This window comes from Bowmanella yangjiangensis (assembly GCF_017255015.1).
Lineage (GTDB): Bacteria > Pseudomonadota > Gammaproteobacteria > Enterobacterales > Alteromonadaceae > Bowmanella > Bowmanella yangjiangensis.
In genome coordinates, this window is sequence record NZ_JAFKCS010000013.1 from 37,623 (window position 1) to 57,939 (window position 20,317).

Genomic DNA, 20,317 nt, shown 5'->3' on the forward strand with positions numbered 1-20,317 from the left:
AGATTTCAGACATGCATCACGACGAGAATTTCAAAGACCCTTTTAACGTTAAATATCTTCTGGCTGCGCTAGTGACAACCTTGGCATTGCCATTGTTGCATGTGATCCTGGGTTGGTTCGTTTTCTATCTGAATCACTAAAAAGAGCAGCGATAGCGTGACGATAGAGTATATCAAGTCAGCCATAAAAACCGTGCCTGACTACCCTAAGCCCGGTGTGCAGTTTCGGGATGTGACTTCCCTCATGCAGGACGGTAAGGCCTTTGCCGCTTGTATTGATATATTGGCGGCTCACTACCAAAATCACGGCTTTGACAAGATCGCAGGCACTGAAGCCCGGGGCTTTATTTTTGGTGCGCCATTGGCCAAGGCATTAGGCTGTGGTTTTGTACCTGTTCGCAAGTTTAACAAGTTGCCTCGTGCAGTTATCCGTCAAAGCTACCAATTGGAGTATGGTGAAGACGTGCTGGAACTCCACCAGGATGCAATTCACCATGGCGAAAACGTGTTGTTGATGGACGATTTGCTGGCGACAGGTGGCACTATGCTGGCAACGGCGAAATTGGTACGTCAGTTGGGTGGCAAAGTTGAGCATGCTGCCTTTGTTATCAACTTACCGGACCTGGGCGGTTATCAGCGTTTAGTTGAGCAAGGTATTATTTGTCACTATCTTTGCGAATTTGAAGGGGACTAGGTGAGTTACCAGGTTCTCGCCCGGAAATGGCGGCCAGCGAATTTTGCGCAATTGGTCGGTCAGTCGCATGTTGTGTCCGCTATTTCGAATGCATTGGATAATAACCGCTTACACCATGCTTACCTCTTTACAGGTACTCGTGGGGTGGGTAAAACCACAATTGCCCGGATTTTTTCCAAAAGTTTAAATTGCGAGCAAGGCATGAGTGCCACTCCTTGCGGAGAATGTGCAACATGTCGTGAAATAGACCAAGGCAACTTTGTAGATTTGCTTGAAATCGATGCGGCGTCTCGTACTAAGGTAGAAGATACCCGAGAGCTGTTGGACAACGTGCAGTACCGTCCAACCCGGGGACGTTACAAGGTTTACCTGATTGACGAAGTGCATATGCTGTCCAAGCACAGCTTCAATGCCTTGCTGAAAACCCTTGAGGAGCCGCCTCCCCACGTCAAATTTTTACTGGCAACCACAGATCCGCAAAAATTACCCATCACTATTTTGTCCCGATGCCTGCAGTTTAACTTAAAGGCTTTGTCACGAGACCAGATTGCTCAGCAGTTGACGCATATTTTGCAGCAAGAAGGCATTAGTGCTCAGCCTGAGGCGCTTGCGCAACTGGCGCGTGCGGCGCAAGGTAGTATGCGGGATGCATTGAGTCTGACTGATCAGGCGATTGCTCAAGGGAACGGCCAAGTCAATGTAGTGACTGTTGTCGATATGCTCGGCTTGCTGGACAAAAACCAGGTACTGAAGTTGTTGCATGGCATAGTGCAGGGTGAAAGTGCGGAAGTGATGCAGCAGGTTGAATCACTAGCGATGCAGGCTCCTGACTTTAGCCAGATTCTGGCGGAGTTATGTAGCCTGTTGCACCAGATGGCATTGACCCAATTTGTCCCAGACAGTTGCAAACTTGAAACTGTCACGGCAAAAGCCATCTACCAATTGGCAAAGGCGGTATCTCCTGAGCAAGTGCAACTGCTCTACCAAATAGCCTTACAGGGCAGAAGAGACCTACCTTTTGCAGCTGACGGTCGCAGTGGGTTGGAAATGACGCTGCTGAGAATGCTGGCATTCCAGCCCGTGGCTCAAAAAAAAACGCTAGCGGAAATCCGCCAGCTCAGTGAAGAAGCCGCAGTTCCTTTTGATATACCCTCCGATGATGAGGAAGATATCTCTGATGAACTACTGCAATTGCAAAATGACCAGGCGTTAGTCTGGCAACAAGCAGAAGCACTGGGTCCACAAGCACTTGTAGGCGAAGAAGCATCTACCCAGACTGTTTTGCCTGAGCCTGAGCCTGAGCCTGAGCCTGAGCCTGAGCTACTTGTGGCAGCTGCACCCAATACCACCGAGAGTTTACTGGCGCTGAGACGTAAGTTGCGTGAAGAGGTGCAAGCTGAGAAAAACGCGCCAGCGGTGGCAGTGGAAAAATCTGCTGCGCCGACTATCAACTTCAGTCGTCCCGTTGCTGATACCAAGCCTGAATTTGTAGAAATACCAGAACTTGAGCATGAGACTGCCGCCGAGATTCCTGCTCCAGAGCCTGTCGCAGGTGCGTCTGATATCAGTTTGCCGGTGAATGAAGAGGACAGTCCGCCCTGGCATGATGAGCCAGCGAATTTCCCTGCGGCTTTCGGTGCCCAGCAAAATACCACGCCAGAAGAGGCGATGTTCGATGCGTCTCAGCAGGCAATACAGGAACAAAATGAATATCCGCGTGATGACGAATTTGTCCATCATGAAGATCTGATAAGCGATGCGGACGAAGATTTTTCAGCACCAGATATGCAGGCCTACCAGGTTGATATGCCGGCTTATGAAGATGAACAGGCGGCGGATGAGGCTGAGTCAATCGATGATGATATGTCTGCCAGCGAAGATCTGCTGGCAGCGTATCAGGATGAAGATCCTTCGGTTTTACAGGTTGATAGGGATGTTCCCGCATTTTTATCAGACGGGCAGAAAGTTTTACATGCCAGCCAGCTGGATAAATGGAGCCGTCTGGTTGAACATATGGGGATTAACGGTCTGGTTAAGCAGTTGGCGTTACATGCTGGTTGTCAGGTACAGGGCAATGAGGTCAATTTGCTGTTACATAGCAGCAAGGCGCACCTGTATTCACCTTCTGCACATCAACAGCTTCAGCAGCATTTAAGTGATGCCCTAAAGCGTCCTGTTGAGCTGAAAGTGGAGTTAGGGAGCCCGGTCAATACCCCGTTTGCCCTGGCTCATGCCATTCGGCAAGCCCGCCAGGCGTATGCAGAGCAGGTGGTGCAAACCGACCCCGGCATTAACTTGCTGCGCAGTGAATTTTCAGCGTCGGTTGCGGCGCAAAGTATTAAACCGAGATAGGGATAACCGGAAGTGTTATCCGCAAAGCAAAGAGGTGATTATGTTTAAAGGTGGAATGGGCAACTTGATGAAACAGGCCCAGCAGATGCAAGAGCGTATGCAAAAGGCCCAAGATGATCTGGCAAAATTGGAAGTAACCGGCGAAGCGGGAGCTGGCATGGTGAAAGTGACTATGACCTGTAATCATAGCGTACGTCGGGTGGATATTGATGAAAGTCTGATGGAAGACGACAAAGAGATGATCGAAGATTTGGTTGCAGCTGCTATCAATGATGCGGTACGTCGTGTCCAGGAAACCACAAAAGAGAAAATGTCAGGCGTGACCGGTGGAATGCCTTTGCCTCCTGGTTTTAAGATGCCGTTTTAATCGATACCAATGAAGGGACGGCCGAAATCGTCCCTTTTATCATTTAGCCTAACTCTAAAGTTGTCATGAAATTCAGCCCATTACTCAGTGAACTTATTCGTACCCTGAAATACTTACCTGGTGTTGGCCAGAAATCTGCTCAACGCATGGCATTTCAACTCTTGGAGCGCAATAGAGAGGGGGCTCAGGAACTCGCTTCGGCCCTGCACAATGCCATGGAGCATGTACAGCATTGTCAGCAGTGCCGCAATTTTACCGAGTCAGACTTGTGTGATATCTGCGCCAGCCCCAAGCGTCAGCAACAGGGAATTCTTTGCATAGTAGAAACTCCCCAGGATGTAATGGCCATAGAGCAAACGGCGGAATTCAACGGCCTGTATTTTGTATTGATGGGACATTTGTCGCCTATTGATGGCATTGGGCCTGCGGATATTGGTCTGGATAGCCTTGGCGAGCTGTTGGATAAGCACCAGATCCAGGAAGTGATCTTAGCCACAAATCCGACCGTGGAAGGTGAAGCAACAGCGCATTACATTGCGCAAATGTGTCGAAGCCGAGAGATAAAAGCCAGTCGAATCGCCCACGGTGTGCCGGTTGGCGGGGAATTGGAATATCTGGATGGTTCAACGTTGATGCATGCTTTCAGTGGTCGCAGAGAGCTTTGAACAACGCACATGCTTAGAATAAATTTCGACATTCATCGTTGAAATCAGACAATCTGTCCTTATCTCCTAGTTCGAAGCGAATGATGCCGATGGCCTAATGGCGGTCGGAAATGAAACAGTACTAGGAGATGTCCGTTTATGGCAGATGCAGCCCATAAAGAAACCCATGGTTTTCAAACTGAAGTTAAAAAACTCCTTCAGTTAATGATCCACTCCCTTTACTCGAATAAAGAGATTTTCCTGCGCGAGCTGGTGTCAAACGCCGCCGATGCTGCAGACAAACTGCGTTTCCGCGCGCTGTCTGACGACAAACTCTACGAGAACGACGGTGATCTGCGTGTTCGTCTGATTGTAGATAAAGATGCTGGTACCCTGACCATTTCCGACAACGGTATCGGCATGAGTCGTGATGATGTGATTGAGCATCTGGGTACTATTGCCAAATCCGGTACTGCTGAATTTTTCAGTAAGTTATCTGGTGACCAGGCCCGCGATTCTCAGCTAATTGGTCAATTTGGGGTGGGCTTCTATTCCGCCTTTATTGTCGCTGACAAAGTGACTGTGCGCACTCGCGCAGCTGGGCAGGATGCGTCTCGCGGTGTGGAGTGGGAAAGTGCCGGAGAAGGGGATTTCACTGTCGCTGATATTGAAAAAGCCGGGCGTGGTACCGACGTTATCTTGCACCTGAAAGACGACGAAAAAGAATTTTTAGATGACTGGCGTCTACGCTCCATCATAGGTAAGTACTCTGATCACATTAGCGTGGCTGTGCAGATGTACAAAGACGAAGTGCCAGAGAGGGAAGGGCCTGATGGCGAGAAAGTGGCAGCTGAGCCGGGTAAGTGGGAGACCATCAACAAGGCCACGGCAATTTGGACCCGTGATAAGTCTGAAGTCAGTGACGAGGAATATCAGGAATTCTATAAGCACGTTTCCCATGATTTTGGCGATCCGCTGCTATGGTCGCACAATAAAGTGGAAGGTAAGACAGAGTACACCAGCCTGCTGTATGTGCCGGCTAAAGCCCCTTTTGATTTGTGGAATCGTGAGCAGAAACACGGCCTGAAGCTTTATGTGCAGCGCGTGTTTATCATGGATGATGCCGAGCAGTTTATGCCGGTGTACCTGCGTTTTGTCAAAGGGGTATTGGACTCCAACGACTTACCGCTTAACGTCTCTCGTGAGATTCTGCAGGACAATAAGATCACTCAGGCCATGCGCCAGGGCTGTACCAAAAAAGTGCTGCAGATGCTGGAGCGTCTGGCCTCTAATGACAAAGACAAGTACCAGAGCTTCTGGAACGAATTTGGCAATGTGCTTAAGGAAGGGCCGGCGGAAGATTACAGCAACCGTGAGAAAATTGCGGGCTTGCTGCGTTTTGCCTCCACGCAGGAAGACAGCAGTGCGCAAACTGTATCACTGGACGACTATCTTGCCCGTATGAAGGAAGGCCAGGATAAGATCTACTACATTACGGCTGATAATTATCAGGCTGCTAAATCCAGTCCTCATTTGGAGATCCTCCGTAAGAAGGGCATTGAAGTCTTGCTGATGTCTGACCGCATCGACGAATGGCTGATGTCTCATCTGAATGAATACAAGGAAAAACCGTTCCAGGCCATTACCAAAGGTCAGTTGGATCTGGGAGACCTGGACGATGAAGAGACCAAAAAAGCACAGGAAGAGGCCGAGAAGCAAGTTGCTGGTCTGACTGAGCGGGTTAAAACCGTACTGGGTGAGCGAGTCAAAGAGGTGAAATTAAGCCATCGTCTGACCGATTCGCCCGCTTGCGTGGTTGCTGATGAATATGGCATGAGCACGCAGATGATTAAGCTGATGCAGGCTGCCGGGCAAAGTGTTCCTGAGATGACCTATCACTTTGAACTGAATCCGGAGCATAGTTTGGTGAAAGTACTGGCTGAGTTGCAGGATGAATCCCGTTTTGCACAGTTGGTTGAAGTCTTGTTTGACCAGGCTGCACTCACTGAGCAGGGCAGTTTGAAAGATCCTGCGGCCTTTGTGGGACGCTTAAACAAGCTGCTGATGGAACTAGTAAAGTAAGTTTTCAGTATTGATAACAAAAGGGCGGGCCAGCAGGTCCGCCCTTTGTGGTTAAAGACCGCTAAAACTATGGTCTGACATGGTGTTTTTCACATAGTTTTCGGCTTGTAACCCCTGGGCTTAATGTGTAAAGTTCCCAGCTCATTCATATAATTGTCACAGACCAGTAAGAGGATCAGGTATGCGCATCATTTTGCTTGGCGCTCCCGGAGCAGGAAAGGGCACGCAAGCCCAGTTTTTAATGGGCAAATTCGGGATACCACAGATATCTACCGGCGATATGCTCAGAGCCGCCATCAGTGCTGGCACCGAGCTCGGCCTTGCTGCCAAGAAAGTCATGGACGAAGGTAAACTGGTCTCCGATGAGCTTATTATTGGTTTGGTAAAAGAGCGTATAGCTCAACCTGATTGCCAGAATGGTTTTCTGTTAGACGGTTTCCCTCGCACTATTCCTCAGGCCGATGCCATGAAAGAAAACGGCGTAGACGTTGACCATGTGATTGAGTTTGATGTAGCAGACGACATTATTGTCGAGCGTATGGCTGGCCGTCGTGTCCACGCTGCTTCAGGTCGCGTGTATCATGTAACCTACAATCCGCCCAAGGTGGAAGGTAAGGATGATGTAACAGGTGAAGACCTGGTTATTCGTGCTGACGACGAGGAAGAAACCGTACGCAAGCGTCTGGGTATCTACCACGAACAGACCAAGCCTTTGGTTAACTATTACAGCAATGAAGCCGCTTCTGGTCGTTGTGCTTACCATAAAGTAGATGGTACTAAGCCGGTTGAACAAGTTAGCCAGGAATTATCTGCCTTGCTTGCTTGATCAAAATTGATTTTTGATCAAAAAGGAGCGTCAGCTCCTTTTTTTATGGGGAAAAGGGAAATGTCTATGCAAGGTCTGTATGTCAGTGGTAATCCTGAGGGACCCGCCCTGGTATTGCTGCACAGCTCGATGAGTAGTGCCCGTCAATGGCGGGAGTTAGTAGACCAATTGGAAGACACGTTTCGCATAGTTAATTTTGACCTGCTTGGTTATGGTCAGGCGCCTGCTCCAACACTTACCGTACCGTTTAGTCTGGAGAACGAAACGCAGCGCATTGAGCAACATCTATCTGACTTAGGGGTTGAGCAGTTTCATATATGCGCTCATTCTTTTGGTGGTGCTGTAGCGCTTAAACTTGCTCACGAGCGGCCTAATGCGGCGCTGTCGCTTAGCTTGTTCGAGCCGGTCGCTTTCCATTTACTGTCACACGAATCTGCAGGTTGGCTTGAGGTGCAGGAGCTGGGGAAAAAGGTCGCGCACTTGGATGCGGCGCAGGCGGGGGCTTGCTTTGTTAACTACTGGAATGGGGCGGGCTATTTTGAGTCTATGCCGTTGGCGGTTCAGCAGGTTTTTGCTGGACAGGTTAAAAAGGTCAGAATGGACTTTATTGGCCTGACCGGCGAAGCCTACCAGCTTGCTGATTACGCCCAAATTCAATGCCCGGTATTGCTGCTAAGTGGCAAACAGTCCCGTACTTCTGCATTGGCGGTTACAGATGCTCTGGTTGAGTATTTACCTAGAGTGCAGCGCTTATGGGTATCTGGTGGACACATGTCACCCATCAGCCATAGTAAAGAAGTAAACAAGCTGTTGATCGATTTTCTGGTTAAGCAGATAGTCTGAAGGTCTGTTAAGCGAGCTTGAATGATAAAAAAGCGGCTCATAAGAGCCGCTTCCAGGGAGAGAGGTGAGGGCTTTAGGGCTTAGCCTTTGTTTTCCAACAGACTGCTACCTATTTCAATCTTGCGAGGCTTTTTCGCCTCGGGGATAACACGCTCAAGATCAATGTGCAGCAGGCCATTTTTTAAATCGGCACCCAGCACTTTGACATGGTCACCAAGCTGGAACTTACGCTCAAAGTTACGCTCTGAAATTCCTTTATGCAGGAAATTACGCGCTTCCTCTTTTTCCACTTTGTTGCCGGTAACATGTAAAGTGTTCTCTTCAACCTGGATTTCCAGTTCTGACTCAGCAAAGCCCGCTACCGCCATGGTGATGCGATACTTGTCCTCACCCAGCAATTCAATATTGTAGGGGGGATAAGAAGGCTGCTTTTCGTTACGGCTGGCGGCATCAATCATAGATGCAAGGTGGTCAAAACCGATGAAAGAACGATAAAGTGGAGACAGATCAATATTACGCATAGTCATATCCTCGTAAGCAATATGGGTTGTTGTAGCCCCGCAACGCGGCGGCTGATTTAATTTGTCGACCCCTCAGGCATCGACAATATCTATATAGGGTTGGGCAAGTTGCTTTCAATACAAGATCTTGAGAAATTTCATAAAATACATCTAAGTGATTGAATAATATGAGTAATAATTTTGAGAAAACAATTCCGGAAGAAGCGGATAGGATCCTGATGTACTGGTTCGGTGAGATTCGGGATGGAATAGCCGAGTCGGGTAAGTCAGGTATCTGGTATGGCGCAGATCCCCAGACTGATGAGCATATCCGCAAGGCGTATGCCAGCCTGCTTGAACAGGCTTATCAGGGCAAACTGGATAACTGGCTGCAAACTGCCAAAGGAAGGTTGGCACAGATCCTGTTGTTTGACCAATTCAGTCGAAACATTCACCGTGGGACAGCTCAAGCCTTTGCCTATGATGAAAAGGCTCTGGGACTTTGCCTGGAGGGAATAACCCTTGGTCATGATCAGCAATTATCGCTAATAGAGCGGATATTCTTCTATCATCCATTGGAACATGCAGAACAGCAGGATATACAGGCCTTGTCTGTGCAACAGTTTTTGCAGCTGACCTCGTTGTATACTGAGGGCGAGCAACTGCAATTGGCCTCAAATGCCCTGCGCTATGCCATAGAACACCGAGATATCATTGCCAGATTTGGGCGTTTTCCACATCGTAACCAGGTACTGGGGCGTGTCGCGAGTGAAGAAGAACAAAACTACCTGCAGCATGGTGGTAAACGCTTCGGCCAATAAAAGTAAGATAGTGGTATTAAGCTGCTCTGTGTTAACAAAAATTTACCATGCAAGGCATTGAGCTTCTGCTTGTCTACAGGTAAATTGGCGCGTTTTTTATGGCGTGAATCGGTTGTTCATGGATACCTTTGCTCAAATCCGTCCTTATCAGGACGATGAAGTTCAGACTGTGCTGCAGCGATTGTTCAACGATCCTGAATTGTTGGATGCTTTGGTGCGTTTTCGCTTTGCCAATTGGCCTAAGTGGTTGGGCAAGCCTTTGGCTGTGGCATTGCGCTGGCATTTGAAAAGGCGCTTTGGTGCTATTCGAACGGTACGTGATTTTCAGAAACAGCTGGAGCCTTTTATTCAGCGCATGATCGACACCAGTACGACTGGGCTGAGTATCCATGGTTTGGAGCAGCTCGACCTGACGCGTCCTTGTTTGTTTATCTCCAATCACAGAGATATTGCGCTGGATCCAGCGTTTGTCTGTTGGGCGCTGCATTTAAAGGGGCAGGATACGGTGCGTATCGCTATTGGAGATAACCTGTTAACCAAGCCTTGGGTGTCAGATCTGATGCGTTTGAACAAGAGTTTTATCGTTAAACGTTCTGTACCAAGCAAAAGGGAAAAACTGCAGGCCAGTAAAGAACTCGCTGCCTATATCCAGCATTCCTTGCATGAAGAAAATGCGCATATCTGGCTGGCACAGCGGGAAGGCCGGGCCAAAGACGGCGTGGATAAGACCAACCCGGCGATTATTTCCATGTTGATGCTCAATAAACCCAAAGAGCAGGAATTTTCTGAGTACCTGAGTCAACTACGTATCGTGCCTGTGGCTATTGGTTATGAATACGATCCCTGCGATCTGGCAAAAGCCAAAGAATTGCATCAGCAAGCTATGACGGGACAGTATGAGAAGGAAGACCATGAAGATGTGGCCAGTATTTCTCGCGGCATTGTTGGTTACAAAGGCAAAGTCGAAGTGTGCTTTGGGCAACCGATAAAGGGGCCGCAGTTTGATTCAGCCAAACAGGTTGCAGAAGAAATCGATAAGCAGATTCGCGCGCTTTATCCGACTTTGACCACCACCCATTTGGCGGCTGAAAAACTGGGCTTGGATACCAGTCACGAGAACGCCCATTTTAGTGCCAGTCAACTCAAGGTTGAGCGTGAGCGCTTTAACCAGCGTTTGGCTGATGTGCCAGAAGAAATCCGTCAGCGCATGCTGAGCATGTATGCGGCACCGCTCAATCCTGAACATGTTGACTAAGCCAGACCCGCAGTCGGCTTAGTCCAATATTCCTAGTTAGCGGGCAGGGTCGATTGCGCCGCCGATACTGGCATTGACCCTGAACCAGCCAGCGATACTGTAGCGATCACGGTTGGCAGCTAGCACTTCGTGAGGGAAACGCTCACTTAAGAAGATCACCATCTGGCCAAACAGTGGGGTTAGTTTAAGAAAAGGGGCTTTTTGCTTTTTCTCATACATCAGCAGCTCACCACCGTCTTCGGTAGTCCAACCAGGGTTGAGATATAAAACCGTACTGAGTACACGGTTTGTGCGCCCTTTAAAGGCATCCAGATGCTTTTTATAGAAATCCCCTGGGCCATAGTGTGCAAAGTGACACTCATAGTCGAACAAGCCCATAAACAAGCGACGATTTAATCCCAGGCGCAGTTGCTCCATTACCATCAGGAACTCTTGCTGTGCTTCGGTCTGACCGGTTAACCAGCGAATTTCATCTGTGCGCACAAACTGGTTTTGCTGTTGTTGCTGCTCTCGGCCTATGCCTGCCGGTTGGAAATGTTGTCGACCATATTCGGACACCTCTAACAGCAAGGATTCGGTGATATGCGGGGGCAGCAGTTCAGGCATTACCATGTAGCCTTTCTCGGCCAGATTGTCAGCGAGATTGTCCAGGCTGTGCTGACTAAGTTCCGTCGGTAATTGAATAAGGGCGCTCAAGGGGATCTCGGCACAAACTAAAATTGGCGCTTTTTACTCCGTTTTCGTCGGCTTGTCATCTGTTTTTGCTTGGGAGAGGGCGGGGCAGAAAAGATGAGGCAGACCGGGGTCTGCCTTAATTTACTAGCTACTAGCGAATTACTTACGAATGCCTTCTACATGCAATTCCAGCTCTACGGTGTCGGCTAGGTCGCCGAGCTTATGTTCAATACCGAATTCGCGCATGCTGATGGTGGTTGAACCTTCGAAACCCACGCGGTAGCCGCCCCAGGGATCTTTGCCTTCGCCGACTTTTTCCACGTCGATAACTACTGGCTTGGTCACGCCGTGCAGCGTCAGGTTACCGTGGATATTCAACTCATTGTCATCATCCTTTACCACCTTAGTGCTGACAAACCTGGCGGTAGGGAACTTGCTGACATTCAGGAAGTCACCACTGCGAATATGTTTATCACGTTCAGCATGGTTGGAATCTATGCTGGTGGTGTCGATGTTTACTTCAATGGTTGAGGCTGTTGGGTTTTCAGCATCGTAGCTGAACTGGCCATCAAACTTGTTGAAACGTCCAGTCAGCCAGGAAAAGCCAATGTGCTTTACCTTAAAATTTACCGAGGCGTGCGCGCCTTTGGTGTCGATGGCATAGTCGGCGGCGTGAGCTAAAGGGGCCGTGCCCATCAGTGCCAACAGACTGGCTGCAAGTAGTTGTTTCTTCATAAAAGGTAATCTCCTTATCAAGGTTTAAGCATTCGGGTTAAGGTGTTGTCTTTATCAATAACGTGGTGTTTGATGGCTGCCAGGGCATGCAGTACCACTAGACCTATCAAACTCCATGCCAGCCACTCGTGAACTTCACCTGCCAGATCTTCCTGATTTTCTATCCATTCACCTAAGCCGGGTACAGTGAACCAGTTAAATACATCAATACCACGTGAGTCGGCGGTGGAAATCAGGTAGCCGCTGGTAAAAATGGCCAGTAGCAATATATACATCAGCACATGAGTGAAATGGGATAGATTCACTTCCCATGGTTTCCCAAGCGTCTCAGGGCGTGGTTTCTTGAAGCGCCACAACAGTCGCAATAAGGTTGTTAAGGCCAGCAGTATTCCAATACTTTTGTGTAGGTGCGGGGCCTCTCTATACCACTCACTGTAGTAATCCAGGTCTACCATCCACCAACCCAGCGCAAACAAGCCAATCACTGCCAATGCACTGAGCCAGTGTAAAACGATGCTGGTCCACCCCCAGCTGGTTTCGGAATTACGCAAATTACCTCCTTATATTCGATAGCAATAGCTTACGGCTTGTATATGAAAATTAATATGCCTGAATATCGAGGAATTATATCGATAAAATCGAATGGATAGGTAGGAAGGCCGGAGATTACTCCGGCTTTTGGTGACGGGTCTGCAGTACCTGAATAACATCCTGAAGGCTAATATTACTGGCCTGCAGCAGAACCAGCAGATGGTAAAGGAGATCGGCACTTTCATTTTTCAACTCTTCCAGATCGCCAACCGTGGCAGCCAGGGCTGTTTCTACCCCTTCCTCACCGACTTTTTGGGCGATCCGTTTGATCCCTTTGGCATAAAGACTGGCAGTGTAACTGCTGTCTGGTGCAGCCGATTTACGCAGCGCTAAAAGCTGTTCAAGTTCAGCAACAAAGGTCAGGCTAGGGGTAGCACCCTGATGCCAGCAGCTTGGGTCGCCGGTATGGCAGGTTGGGCCGTTAGGCAGGGCCAGGGCGATCAGGGCATCCTGGTCACAATCACAGCTCAATTCCACTAAATCCAGTGTATGGCCTGAACTTTCACCCTTGGTCCACAACCTTTGTTTGGAGCGGCTGAAAAAGGTGACATGACCGGTATCCAGACTTTTTTGCAGGGCTGCACGATCCATATAGCCCTGCATCTGAATTTTGCCCGAGATGGCATGCTGCACCACAACCGGCAACATGCCGTCCATCTTGTCCCAGGCCAGCGCGTCTATATTGTCTTGGTTGATAATCATAATTGTCTCATTATTTTTTAGCTACGAAGCTCGATCCTCGCTACTAACTCCTCATAGGGATTTGTTGGGCACGCAGATACTGTTTTAATTCGGGGATAGCGATGATGCCTTTGTGAAAAACCGAGGCGGCCAGCGCACCGTCCACATCTGCCTGTTCAAACACCGCCTTGAAGTGCTCCATGGTTCCCGCGCCGCCTGAGGCGATCAGCGGCACCTGACAGCCAGCACGAATCGCGGATAACTGGGCAATGTCATAGCCCTGACGCACCCCGTCCTGATTCATGCAGTTGAGTACAATTTCACCGGCGCCTCGCTGCTGCACTTCCTTTACCCAGTCAGCGGTTTGCCAGCCGGTGGTCAGAGTGCGTTTCTCGTCGCCGGTAAACTGTTTGACCTGGTAGGTATTGGAGGACTGGTCAAAATAGCTGTCGATACCAATAACCACGCATTGCTGGCCAAATTGGTCATGTAGCTTTGTGATCAGGGTGGGATCGGCCAGCGCCGGAGAGTTGATGGAAACCTTATCGGCGCCCATTTCCAGTACCTTGCCAGCTTCTTCTACCGATTTAATCCCGCCAGCAACACAAAATGGGATGTTAATGACTTCGGCAATCCGGCTTACCCAGCTTTTGTCCACCACCCGAGCATCACTGGAAGCGGTGATATCGTAGAATACCAATTCGTCAGCGCCTGCCAAAGCATATTGCTCAGCCAGCGGCACAATATCACCGACAATTTCATGGTTACGAAATTGCACGCCTTTAACCACTTTGCCGTCTTTTACATCCAAACAGGGAATAATACGTCTGGCCAGCATCAGTTTTGCTCCCATAATGCAATGGCTTCAGCCAGTCCAAATTTGCCTTCCAGCAGAGCGCGGCCCAAGATCACTGAGTCGACCTGGGTGCCTTTAAGTGCCTGAATATGCTCAAGGTTGCCAATCCCGCCGGATGCTTGCCAGATAATTTGCGGGAAGGCGGCTTTCATTTCCTGATACAAGGCCTGATTGGGGCCTTGCAGAGTGCCGTCGCAGGCAATATCGGTACAAAGTACGTGTTTGGCACCGGCCTCTAAAAAACCATCCAGCAAGGGGGCCAGCTCCACACCGCTGTCCTGTTGCCAGCCGTGCGTGGCAATGCACTTCTTGCCCTGAGTATCAATATTGATGTCCAGGGCCAACACTATGGCATCGCTACCGTATTCACGCAGCCAGCCCTTTACGAGCTCCGGCTGTTTGGCCGCCAGTGAGCCAATTACCACGCGCTCAATTCCGGTACTGAGCAAGTCCTTCACATCCTGCTCGCTGCGAATACCGCCGCCGGCCTGAAACTTCATTAGTTTGCTGTCAGCCAATTCGCGGATAAGGCCAAGTTGGCGTTTGGCCGGGTCTTTGGCGCCGGTCAGATCAACAATATGCAGCCAGCTTGCGCCAGCATCGGCATAGGCTTTAGCTACATCCAGTGGCTTTTGGGTGTAACGGGTTTTTTGTTGGTAATCGCCCTGATAAAGGCGTACCACTTCACCATCAATAAGGTCTATGGCTGGAATTATCATGTTTTCTCTCGTCTTGTTCGGGCCAATGCCCGACTGACCAAAGGCGTTGCCAGCGGTCGAGTCTGGATCAGCACTGGCTGATAAAATTGTTCAACAAACGGCTGCCTGCCTCGCCGGAGCGCTCAGGGTGGAATTGCACACCCATAAAATTGCCCTGGCCAATACTGGCACTGAATGGCATGCCGTATTCGCAGCGCGCCAGGGTGTAATCACATACCGATACGGCAAAACTGTGCACAAAATAGAAATAGCTGCCATCGGCGATGCCATCAAATAGCGGGCTGTCTGGATTGGGTGTGATGGTATTCCAACCCATATGAGGTAAACGTAGGTTGCCGACCTGCATGCGTTTAACTTCACTGGCAATCATGCCAAGGCAAGCCACATGACCCTCTTCAGACTGACGGGTCATTAGCTGCATGCCCAGGCAAATGCCCAGTGTTGGCTGGGTAAGTTCTCTGACCACAGTGATCAGTCCTTTGGCTTCAATTTTTTGCATGGCAGCAGGGGCAGAGCCCACGCCGGGCAGAATAACTTTGTCGGCATTTTTAATAACCTCGGGGTCATCGGAGACCGTCACCGGACACCCGAGTCGCTCAACGGCAAAGCGTACCGAGGCAATATTGGCGCAGCCGGTATCTACAATCACGAGTTCCACTAGAGCGCCCCCTTGCTGCTCGGCAGTACATCACCTTGTTTAGTGATGGCCTGGCGCAAGGCCCGGCCGAATACCTTAAACAGACTTTCTACCTGATGGTGGGCATTGCCTTCGGTGGTGGAAAGGTGCAGAGAGACCCCCATAGAGTCGGCCAAGGAGCGGAAAAAGTGCGATACCATCTGTGTCGACATTTCACCAACCCGTTCCTGGCTAAACTCAGCATCGAACTTTAAATAAGGACGGGCCGAAATATCTAACACACACTCGGCGCGGCATTCATCCATCGGCAGGGCAAAGCCAAAGCGACCTATACCGCGTTTATCACCTAGTGCTTTACGCAGCGCATCACCCAGAGCTAAGGCGGTGTCTTCCACTGAGTGGTGGTCGTCAATATGCAGATCGCCGTTTACCTCAACCTGCATGGTAAAACCGCCGTGGGTGGCAATTTGATCCAGCATATGGTCAAAAAAGCCAAGGCCAGTGCTTATTTGCGATTTGGCCTGATTGTCCAGGTCCACCTTAATACGGATATTGGTTTCCGAGGTGGTACGAATAACCTCGGCGATGCGGCCCTGACCTTTTAATTGTTTCTCAATGGCCAGCCAGTTGTTGTCCTGCCTGTCATAGCGAATACCGACAATTCCCATATTGTCTGCCAGTTGGATATCGGTGGGGCGATCACCAATCACATAGGAACGGGTGAAATCGATTTTGCCTTGTTGCAGATAGTCTTTAACCAGCCCCAGCTTGGGTTTGCGGCAACTGCAATTGTCTGCATCAAAGTGCGGGCAAATTAACACGTCGTCAAAGGTCACTCCCTGACTGGCGAACAGTTCCATCATTTTATTGTGCGGCGCATCAAAGTCCGCCTGCGGGAAACTGTCGGTGCCAAGGCCGTCCTGGTTACTGACGATAACCAGCTTAAATCCTGCTTGCTGCAGACGGGTTAAGACTGGAATCACCATAGGTTCAAAGACCAGTTTTTCCAGACTGTCTAACTGTTTATCAATGGCCGGTTCTTCTACCAGTGTACCGTCGCGGTCGATAAATAAAATAGCTTGCTGGCTCATATGGCCTTCTCCTCAAAAAAGCGTTGCATGGCGGCCACGAGCCGCTGATTTTGTTCTTCTGTGCCGATACTGATACGCAGGCAGTTTTCCAACCCTAGTTGCTTGGACTGATCGCGGATCAAAATACCCTGAGCGACCAGATCATCCATCAGCCCTTGTTTATATTGGCTGCGCAGTAAAATAAAGTTGGCCTGGCAGTCGCCAACCCGGACAAAGTCGCCTAGGGGTTGCAACTGATCTTGCAACCGTTGTCTTAGCACATTCAGGACTTCGACTTTCTCCTGCATCCATGCCAGTCCTTGTGGTGACAGGGCCTGGGCGGCAATCTGGGCGACAGGCTCAGCCAAAGGATAGGGCGCGATGGCTTTGAGTAGCACCTGAATAATCGCAGGGGAGGCTAGGGTGAAGCCGCAGCGAATGCCCGCCAGACCAAAGGCCTTGGATAAGGTGCGCAGTACCACCAGATTCGGGTAATTGGCTAACTGCCCAGCCCAGCCCTGGCCTTGCGCAAACTCAATATAGGCTTCGTCCACGGCGACCAGGGCAGAACCTGCAAAAAGCGCCAGCGCCTGCTCGATTTGTTCAGGCGCGACCTGCGTACCGGTAGGGTTATTCGGCGAACAGATAAATACCACTTTGACCTTACCGACAAATTCGGCCATGGCATCCAGGTTGAGGCTAAAATCCGCATTAAGGGGGGCTTTATTTACCTTAACGTTAAAGGTCTCGGCGCTGATGGCATACATGCCATAAGTGGGTGGACAGATAAGAATACTGTCCTGTCCGGCATCACAGAAGGCCCGAATTAATAGTTCGATACCTTCATCCGCACCGCGACTGACCAGAACCTGTTCGGGTGTGACACCAGCGTAAGCAGCATAGGCTTGTATAACGGCTTTAGGCTGGCAGTCCGGATAGCGGTTTAGTTTGCGACTGTCCAGGTTGTACTCGCCGACAAAGGGCGATTCGTTTGCATTTAACCAGTCTTGTCCGCCTGAGAATAAGCGTCGCGCCGACTCATACGGCTTCAGATCTCTAAGGTGTTTTGCTTGTAAAGCGTCAATCAGGCTATCGGTCATTTCAATGCATCCAATCTAAGGGCTACGGCTTGTTTGTGCGCATCCAGGCCTTCGGCATCGGCCAGGCACATAATGGCCGGGCCAATCTGCTTGAGGCCTTCCTGGCTTAATTCCTGAACGGTGTAGCGGCGCAGAAAATCCAGCAGACCCAGGCTTGAGGTATTTCTGGCATAACCATAAGTCGGTAGCACATGGTTTGTGCCGCTGGCATAGTCACCGGCAGACTCAGGCGACCAGGGGCCGACAAAAATGGAGCCTGCATTAGTGATCTTATCCAGCCAACTGCGTGGATTGTCCATCTGCAGAATTAAATGCTCGGGGCCGTACTGATTTGATACCTCAACCGCCTCTGCCATATCCCTGGTCAGGATATAGCGGCCGTGTTGCATACTCTGACGGGCAATATCAGCGCGGCCTAGCCGGCTAAGCTGCTGCTCAACGGCTTGTTTTACTGCGCTGATTAGCGGTTCTGAATCGCTCACCAGCACTGCTTGTGAGTCAATGCCGTGTTCAGCCTGAGAGAGCAGGTCAGAGGCAACAAAAGCCGGATTGGTGAATTTGTCGGCGATAACCAGCACTTCAGAAGGACCCGCGGGCATATCGATGGCAGGGCCTCCTGGAATTCGACTGACTTGCTGTTTGGCCTCGGTAACATAGCTGTTACCCGGACCAAATATTTTATCCACCTTGGCAATGCTTGGCGTGCCAAGGGCCATGGCGGCAATGGCCTGAGCACCACCGCACAGATAAATTTCGTCTATTTCACAAAGAGTGGCGGCATAAAGTATTTCAGCGGCCAGTGAACCTTGCTTGTTAGGCGGGCTACACAGCACTTTACGTGGGCAACCTGCTACCTGGGCAGTCACGCCAAGCATCAATACTGTGGAGGGCAGGGGCGCCGTACCGCCAGGAATGTAAAGGCCTACTGCAGCGATGGCTTGGTGTTTAAGCTCGCAGATGACGCCGGGGCTGGTTTGTACCCTGACATCCTGAGGGCGCTGCGCTGCATGGAACTTACGTATGTTCTGATAAGCAAGTTCAATAGCAGCTTTACGTTCATTGCTGAGTGTGGCGATGGCCTGCTCAATAGTGACCTTGGATAAACGTAGATCAGTAAGTTCTACCCCATCAAAGCGTTTGGCCAGGCTGAATAAAGCGTCGTCGGTTTGCTCGGCAACCTGTTTGATAATATCCGCCACCGCCTGGCTAAGGCGTTGATTATCGGCCAGTGCCGGGCGGGATAATAACTGTGCTTGCTGCTGCTGGGTTAATTGATTCCAGTCTTGCATGTTTAACCCAACATCTTTTCGATAGGGAGCACCAGAATACTGCTGCAACCCAGGGCCTTAAGTTTTTCCATGGTTTCCCAGAACAAAGTTTCGGTACTAACTACGTGCACAGCAACGCTATTTTCATTGCCGGCCAGAGGTAGAAGTGTCGGGTTCTCTGCACCAGGTAAAAGCTGTTTCACCTGCTCTATCTTATCTTTTGGCGCGTGCAGCATGATGTACTTGCTTTCCCGCGCTTGCATTACGCCGTTAATGCGGGTCAGTAGTTTGTCGATAAGTTGCTGTTTGCTGTCCAGCATGTCGCCACTGCGTTGAATCAGTACGGCCTTAGAGCGGAAAATGACGTCCTTTTCTACCAGACCATTGGCTTCCAAGGTTGCGCCGGTACTGACCAGATCGCAGATGGCATCGGCTAGTCCGGCGCGCGGGGCGACTTCAACCGAGCCATTAAGCATGACGGCTTTAGCATCGACATTCTGTTCGCGGAAAAAGCGCTCCAGCAAAAAGGGGTAGGTGGTGGCGACTTTTTTACCTTGCAGAGACTGCACGTTTTGGTAATCCATTTCATTCGGTACCGCCAGGGACAAACGGCAACCGCCAAACTCTAAGCGTTCCAGAGTCTTATATTGGAACTGTTTACCTTGGGCCTGACGCTCAAGCATTTTTTCTTCCAGTTCGTTTTCGCCGATGAAGCCCAAATCAACCACACCATCCATCACCAAACCCGGAATGTCGTCGTCTCTGACTCGCAGCAGATCGATGGGCAAGTTGGTGGCATGGGCAATCAACAAGCGGTCGCGAATCGACAGCTTGACGCCGATAGCTTTGAGTAACTCCATACTGCCTTCGCAAAGGCGGCCGGATTTCTGTACGGCAATTCTGAGTCTGTTGCGGTCTGTCATATTTTCCTACCTTAATTTTCACGAGCCCTAAAACGAAAAACCCCCGGAAGTTGCCTTCCGGGGGTATCTGATTAGGTTCGATATGCCACTGGAAGGTAACCATAGACCTTCCAGCACGAACCTGAAAGGTTATGCTATATGATGGTGATGATGAATCGCTTTCAGGTTCTCAGTAATCATGTTGCTAATTAATTATTCAGGCTATCTTTGTTCGGCCTTTAACTTACTGCATGGCATGGTCCTAAGGCAAGTGGAAATTGGTGCAAAAATTGACATTGGTTAAAGCAAAAAAGAATAAGTAGTTAGAAATTGATGGCACAAAACCCAAAAACTCGAGTCCAATGATTAAGTGTGTTTAAAATATGACCGATAAAAGAGTGGCTTCAGACCAGAAAAGAGCGATGGGAGTATAGATGGTTAGCGATTTATTGTTTCCAATCTTGCCTAAGCAGGGAAAAACGAACCCAGTTCAGGATGAACAGCGTGTCGAGCAGGTCAGTAAAGAGGCCAAGCTTCGTTCACTTGAAGAAGATGACCGAAATCTGACCGCTGAAGAGCGGCAAAGTCGGCAACAGCAGCAAGAGCAGAAGGGCAAGAAAAAACCAAAACAGGAAGCGGAAAAGCCGGTTGAAGGAGAAAACCGAGCAGGTCCTGGGCACCTGGATATTTATATTTGACC

22 protein-coding genes and 1 other annotated feature are annotated in these 20,317 nt (G+C 49.9%); of the genes, 10 read left to right on the forward strand and 12 right to left on the reverse strand.

The annotated features are described in order from the left end of the window. Window positions 1-156 precede the first annotated feature (156 nt). The 7 genes from apt to J0A65_RS13600 all read left to right on the forward strand — a co-directional run bounded on the left by apt (window position 157) and on the right by J0A65_RS13600 (window position 7,807). Complete coding sequence (gene apt, locus J0A65_RS13570) at window positions 157-693, forward strand: adenine phosphoribosyltransferase (protein ID WP_206594727.1); 537 nt, start codon at window positions 157-159, stop codon at window positions 691-693. Then, on the forward strand, window positions 694-3,045 hold the full coding sequence (dnaX, locus tag J0A65_RS13575) for a DNA polymerase III subunit gamma/tau (protein WP_206594728.1): 2,352 nt from the start codon (window positions 694-696) through the stop codon (window positions 3,043-3,045). It abuts the gene before it with no gap. A 40-nt stretch (window positions 3,046-3,085) separates the two neighbouring features. Next, entirely contained in the window at window positions 3,086-3,412 is a 327-nt protein-coding gene (locus tag J0A65_RS13580; RefSeq protein ID WP_206594729.1) for a YbaB/EbfC family nucleoid-associated protein, read from the forward strand. Window positions 3,413-3,477: 65 nt separating this feature from the next. Continuing rightward, a complete protein-coding gene (gene recR / locus J0A65_RS13585) occupies window positions 3,478-4,077 on the forward strand; it encodes a recombination mediator RecR (protein WP_206594730.1) in 600 nt (199 codons plus the stop codon). 138 nt (window positions 4,078-4,215) lie between these two features. Next, on the forward strand, window positions 4,216-6,138 hold the full coding sequence (htpG, locus tag J0A65_RS13590; RefSeq protein ID WP_206594731.1) for a molecular chaperone HtpG: 1,923 nt from the start codon (window positions 4,216-4,218) through the stop codon (window positions 6,136-6,138). Between the two features lie 181 nt (window positions 6,139-6,319). Then, window positions 6,320-6,964: an adenylate kinase gene (gene adk, locus J0A65_RS13595; RefSeq protein WP_206594732.1), complete on the forward strand. Its 645-nt coding sequence runs from the start codon at window positions 6,320-6,322 to the stop codon at window positions 6,962-6,964. 66 nt (window positions 6,965-7,030) lie between these two features. Next, window positions 7,031-7,807, forward strand: coding sequence for an alpha/beta fold hydrolase (locus J0A65_RS13600; protein WP_206594733.1), 777 nt, complete (start codon window positions 7,031-7,033; stop codon window positions 7,805-7,807). Between the two features lie 80 nt (window positions 7,808-7,887). On the opposite strand, the gene J0A65_RS13605 is transcribed toward J0A65_RS13600, so the two are convergent. After that, complete coding sequence (locus J0A65_RS13605; RefSeq protein ID WP_206594734.1) at window positions 7,888-8,328, reverse strand: Hsp20 family protein; 441 nt, start codon at window positions 8,326-8,328, stop codon at window positions 7,888-7,890. Between the two features lie 167 nt (window positions 8,329-8,495). Here J0A65_RS13605 and J0A65_RS13610 point away from each other — a divergent pair, with 167 nt between their 5' ends. Next, window positions 8,496-9,128: a DUF924 family protein gene (locus J0A65_RS13610; RefSeq protein WP_206594735.1), complete on the forward strand. Its 633-nt coding sequence runs from the start codon at window positions 8,496-8,498 to the stop codon at window positions 9,126-9,128. Window positions 9,129-9,246: 118 nt separating this feature from the next. Then, window positions 9,247-10,383, forward strand: a complete 1,137-nt coding sequence (locus tag J0A65_RS13615; RefSeq protein WP_206594736.1) for a 1-acyl-sn-glycerol-3-phosphate acyltransferase — start codon at window positions 9,247-9,249, stop codon at window positions 10,381-10,383. A gap of 36 nt (window positions 10,384-10,419) precedes the next feature. Here the strand turns inward: J0A65_RS13615 and J0A65_RS13620 are convergent, their stop codons facing one another. The 11 genes from J0A65_RS13620 to hisG all read right to left on the reverse strand — a co-directional run bounded on the left by J0A65_RS13620 (window position 10,420) and on the right by hisG (window position 19,638). After that, the gene (locus tag J0A65_RS13620; protein WP_206594798.1) at window positions 10,420-10,995 is read right to left on the reverse strand and encodes a 2OG-Fe(II) oxygenase; all 576 of its coding nucleotides are present in this window, start codon (window positions 10,993-10,995) and stop codon (window positions 10,420-10,422) included. Window positions 10,996-11,217: 222 nt separating this feature from the next. After that, window positions 11,218-11,793 (reverse strand): YceI family protein, encoded by a 576-nt coding sequence (locus J0A65_RS13625; RefSeq protein WP_206594737.1) that lies wholly within the window; start codon window positions 11,791-11,793, stop codon window positions 11,218-11,220. 17 nt (window positions 11,794-11,810) lie between these two features. Next, window positions 11,811-12,344, reverse strand: coding sequence for a cytochrome b (locus tag J0A65_RS13630; RefSeq protein WP_206594738.1), 534 nt, complete (start codon window positions 12,342-12,344; stop codon window positions 11,811-11,813). Between the two features lie 115 nt (window positions 12,345-12,459). Further along, on the reverse strand, window positions 12,460-13,086 hold the full coding sequence (hisIE, locus tag J0A65_RS13635; protein ID WP_206594739.1) for a bifunctional phosphoribosyl-AMP cyclohydrolase/phosphoribosyl-ATP diphosphatase HisIE: 627 nt from the start codon (window positions 13,084-13,086) through the stop codon (window positions 12,460-12,462). Between the two features lie 43 nt (window positions 13,087-13,129). Continuing rightward, window positions 13,130-13,903, reverse strand: a complete 774-nt coding sequence (hisF, locus tag J0A65_RS13640) for an imidazole glycerol phosphate synthase subunit HisF (RefSeq protein WP_206594740.1) — start codon at window positions 13,901-13,903, stop codon at window positions 13,130-13,132. After that, the gene (gene hisA / locus J0A65_RS13645; RefSeq protein WP_206594741.1) at window positions 13,903-14,640 is read right to left on the reverse strand and encodes a 1-(5-phosphoribosyl)-5-[(5-phosphoribosylamino)methylideneamino]imidazole-4-carboxamide isomerase; all 738 of its coding nucleotides are present in this window, start codon (window positions 14,638-14,640) and stop codon (window positions 13,903-13,905) included. Before hisA ends, hisF begins: the two co-directional genes overlap by 1 nt. A 67-nt stretch (window positions 14,641-14,707) precedes the next feature. After that, the gene (hisH, locus tag J0A65_RS13650; RefSeq protein ID WP_206594742.1) at window positions 14,708-15,298 is read right to left on the reverse strand and encodes an imidazole glycerol phosphate synthase subunit HisH; all 591 of its coding nucleotides are present in this window, start codon (window positions 15,296-15,298) and stop codon (window positions 14,708-14,710) included. Beyond that, window positions 15,298-16,368: a bifunctional histidinol-phosphatase/imidazoleglycerol-phosphate dehydratase HisB gene (gene hisB, locus J0A65_RS13655; RefSeq protein ID WP_206594743.1), complete on the reverse strand. Its 1,071-nt coding sequence runs from the start codon at window positions 16,366-16,368 to the stop codon at window positions 15,298-15,300. The genes hisH and hisB overlap by 1 nt, the downstream gene beginning before the upstream one ends. Then, complete coding sequence (gene hisC, locus J0A65_RS13660) at window positions 16,365-17,447, reverse strand: histidinol-phosphate transaminase (protein WP_206594744.1); 1,083 nt, start codon at window positions 17,445-17,447, stop codon at window positions 16,365-16,367. Before hisC ends, hisB begins: the two co-directional genes overlap by 4 nt. Continuing rightward, a complete protein-coding gene (hisD, locus tag J0A65_RS13665) occupies window positions 17,444-18,736 on the reverse strand; it encodes a histidinol dehydrogenase (RefSeq protein WP_206594745.1) in 1,293 nt (430 codons plus the stop codon). Before hisD ends, hisC begins: the two co-directional genes overlap by 4 nt. Before the next feature lie 2 nt (window positions 18,737-18,738). Further along, window positions 18,739-19,638, reverse strand: a complete 900-nt coding sequence (gene hisG, locus J0A65_RS13670; RefSeq protein WP_206594746.1) for an ATP phosphoribosyltransferase — start codon at window positions 19,636-19,638, stop codon at window positions 18,739-18,741. A 31-nt stretch (window positions 19,639-19,669) separates the two neighbouring features. After that, window positions 19,670-19,792 (reverse strand) — a sequence feature (His leader region). Between the two features lie 259 nt (window positions 19,793-20,051). Here hisG and J0A65_RS13675 point away from each other — a divergent pair. Continuing rightward, the gene (locus tag J0A65_RS13675; protein ID WP_206594747.1) at window positions 20,052-20,315 is read left to right on the forward strand and encodes a hypothetical protein; all 264 of its coding nucleotides are present in this window, start codon (window positions 20,052-20,054) and stop codon (window positions 20,313-20,315) included. Window positions 20,316-20,317: the final 2 nt, after the last annotated feature.

Coding starts and splice junctions, on each gene's coding strand:
- J0A65_RS13580 (WP_206594729.1), top strand. CDS start 3,086: ATGTTTAAAGGTGGAATGGGCAACTTGATGAAACAGGCCCAGCAGATG.
- recR (WP_206594730.1), top strand. CDS start 3,478: ATGAAATTCAGCCCATTACTCAGTGAACTTATTCGTACCCTGAAATAC.
- htpG (WP_206594731.1), top strand. CDS start 4,216: ATGGCAGATGCAGCCCATAAAGAAACCCATGGTTTTCAAACTGAAGTT.
- adk (WP_206594732.1), top strand. CDS start 6,320: ATGCGCATCATTTTGCTTGGCGCTCCCGGAGCAGGAAAGGGCACGCAA.
- J0A65_RS13600 (WP_206594733.1), top strand. CDS start 7,031: ATGCAAGGTCTGTATGTCAGTGGTAATCCTGAGGGACCCGCCCTGGTA.
- J0A65_RS13605 (WP_206594734.1), bottom strand. CDS start 8,328: ATGCGTAATATTGATCTGTCTCCACTTTATCGTTCTTTCATCGGTTTT.
- J0A65_RS13610 (WP_206594735.1), top strand. CDS start 8,496: ATGAGTAATAATTTTGAGAAAACAATTCCGGAAGAAGCGGATAGGATC.
- J0A65_RS13615 (WP_206594736.1), top strand. CDS start 9,247: ATGGATACCTTTGCTCAAATCCGTCCTTATCAGGACGATGAAGTTCAG.
- J0A65_RS13620 (WP_206594798.1), bottom strand. CDS start 10,995: ATGGTAATGCCTGAACTGCTGCCCCCGCATATCACCGAATCCTTGCTG.
- J0A65_RS13625 (WP_206594737.1), bottom strand. CDS start 11,793: ATGAAGAAACAACTACTTGCAGCCAGTCTGTTGGCACTGATGGGCACG.
- hisIE (WP_206594739.1), bottom strand. CDS start 13,086: ATGATTATCAACCAAGACAATATAGACGCGCTGGCCTGGGACAAGATG.
- hisF (WP_206594740.1), bottom strand. CDS start 13,903: ATGCTGGCCAGACGTATTATTCCCTGTTTGGATGTAAAAGACGGCAAA.
- hisA (WP_206594741.1), bottom strand. CDS start 14,640: ATGATAATTCCAGCCATAGACCTTATTGATGGTGAAGTGGTACGCCTT.
- hisB (WP_206594743.1), bottom strand. CDS start 16,368: ATGAGCCAGCAAGCTATTTTATTTATCGACCGCGACGGTACACTGGTA.
- hisC (WP_206594744.1), bottom strand. CDS start 17,447: ATGACCGATAGCCTGATTGACGCTTTACAAGCAAAACACCTTAGAGAT.
- hisD (WP_206594745.1), bottom strand. CDS start 18,736: ATGCAAGACTGGAATCAATTAACCCAGCAGCAGCAAGCACAGTTATTA.
- hisG (WP_206594746.1), bottom strand. CDS start 19,638: ATGACAGACCGCAACAGACTCAGAATTGCCGTACAGAAATCCGGCCGC.
- J0A65_RS13675 (WP_206594747.1), top strand. CDS start 20,052: ATGGTTAGCGATTTATTGTTTCCAATCTTGCCTAAGCAGGGAAAAACG.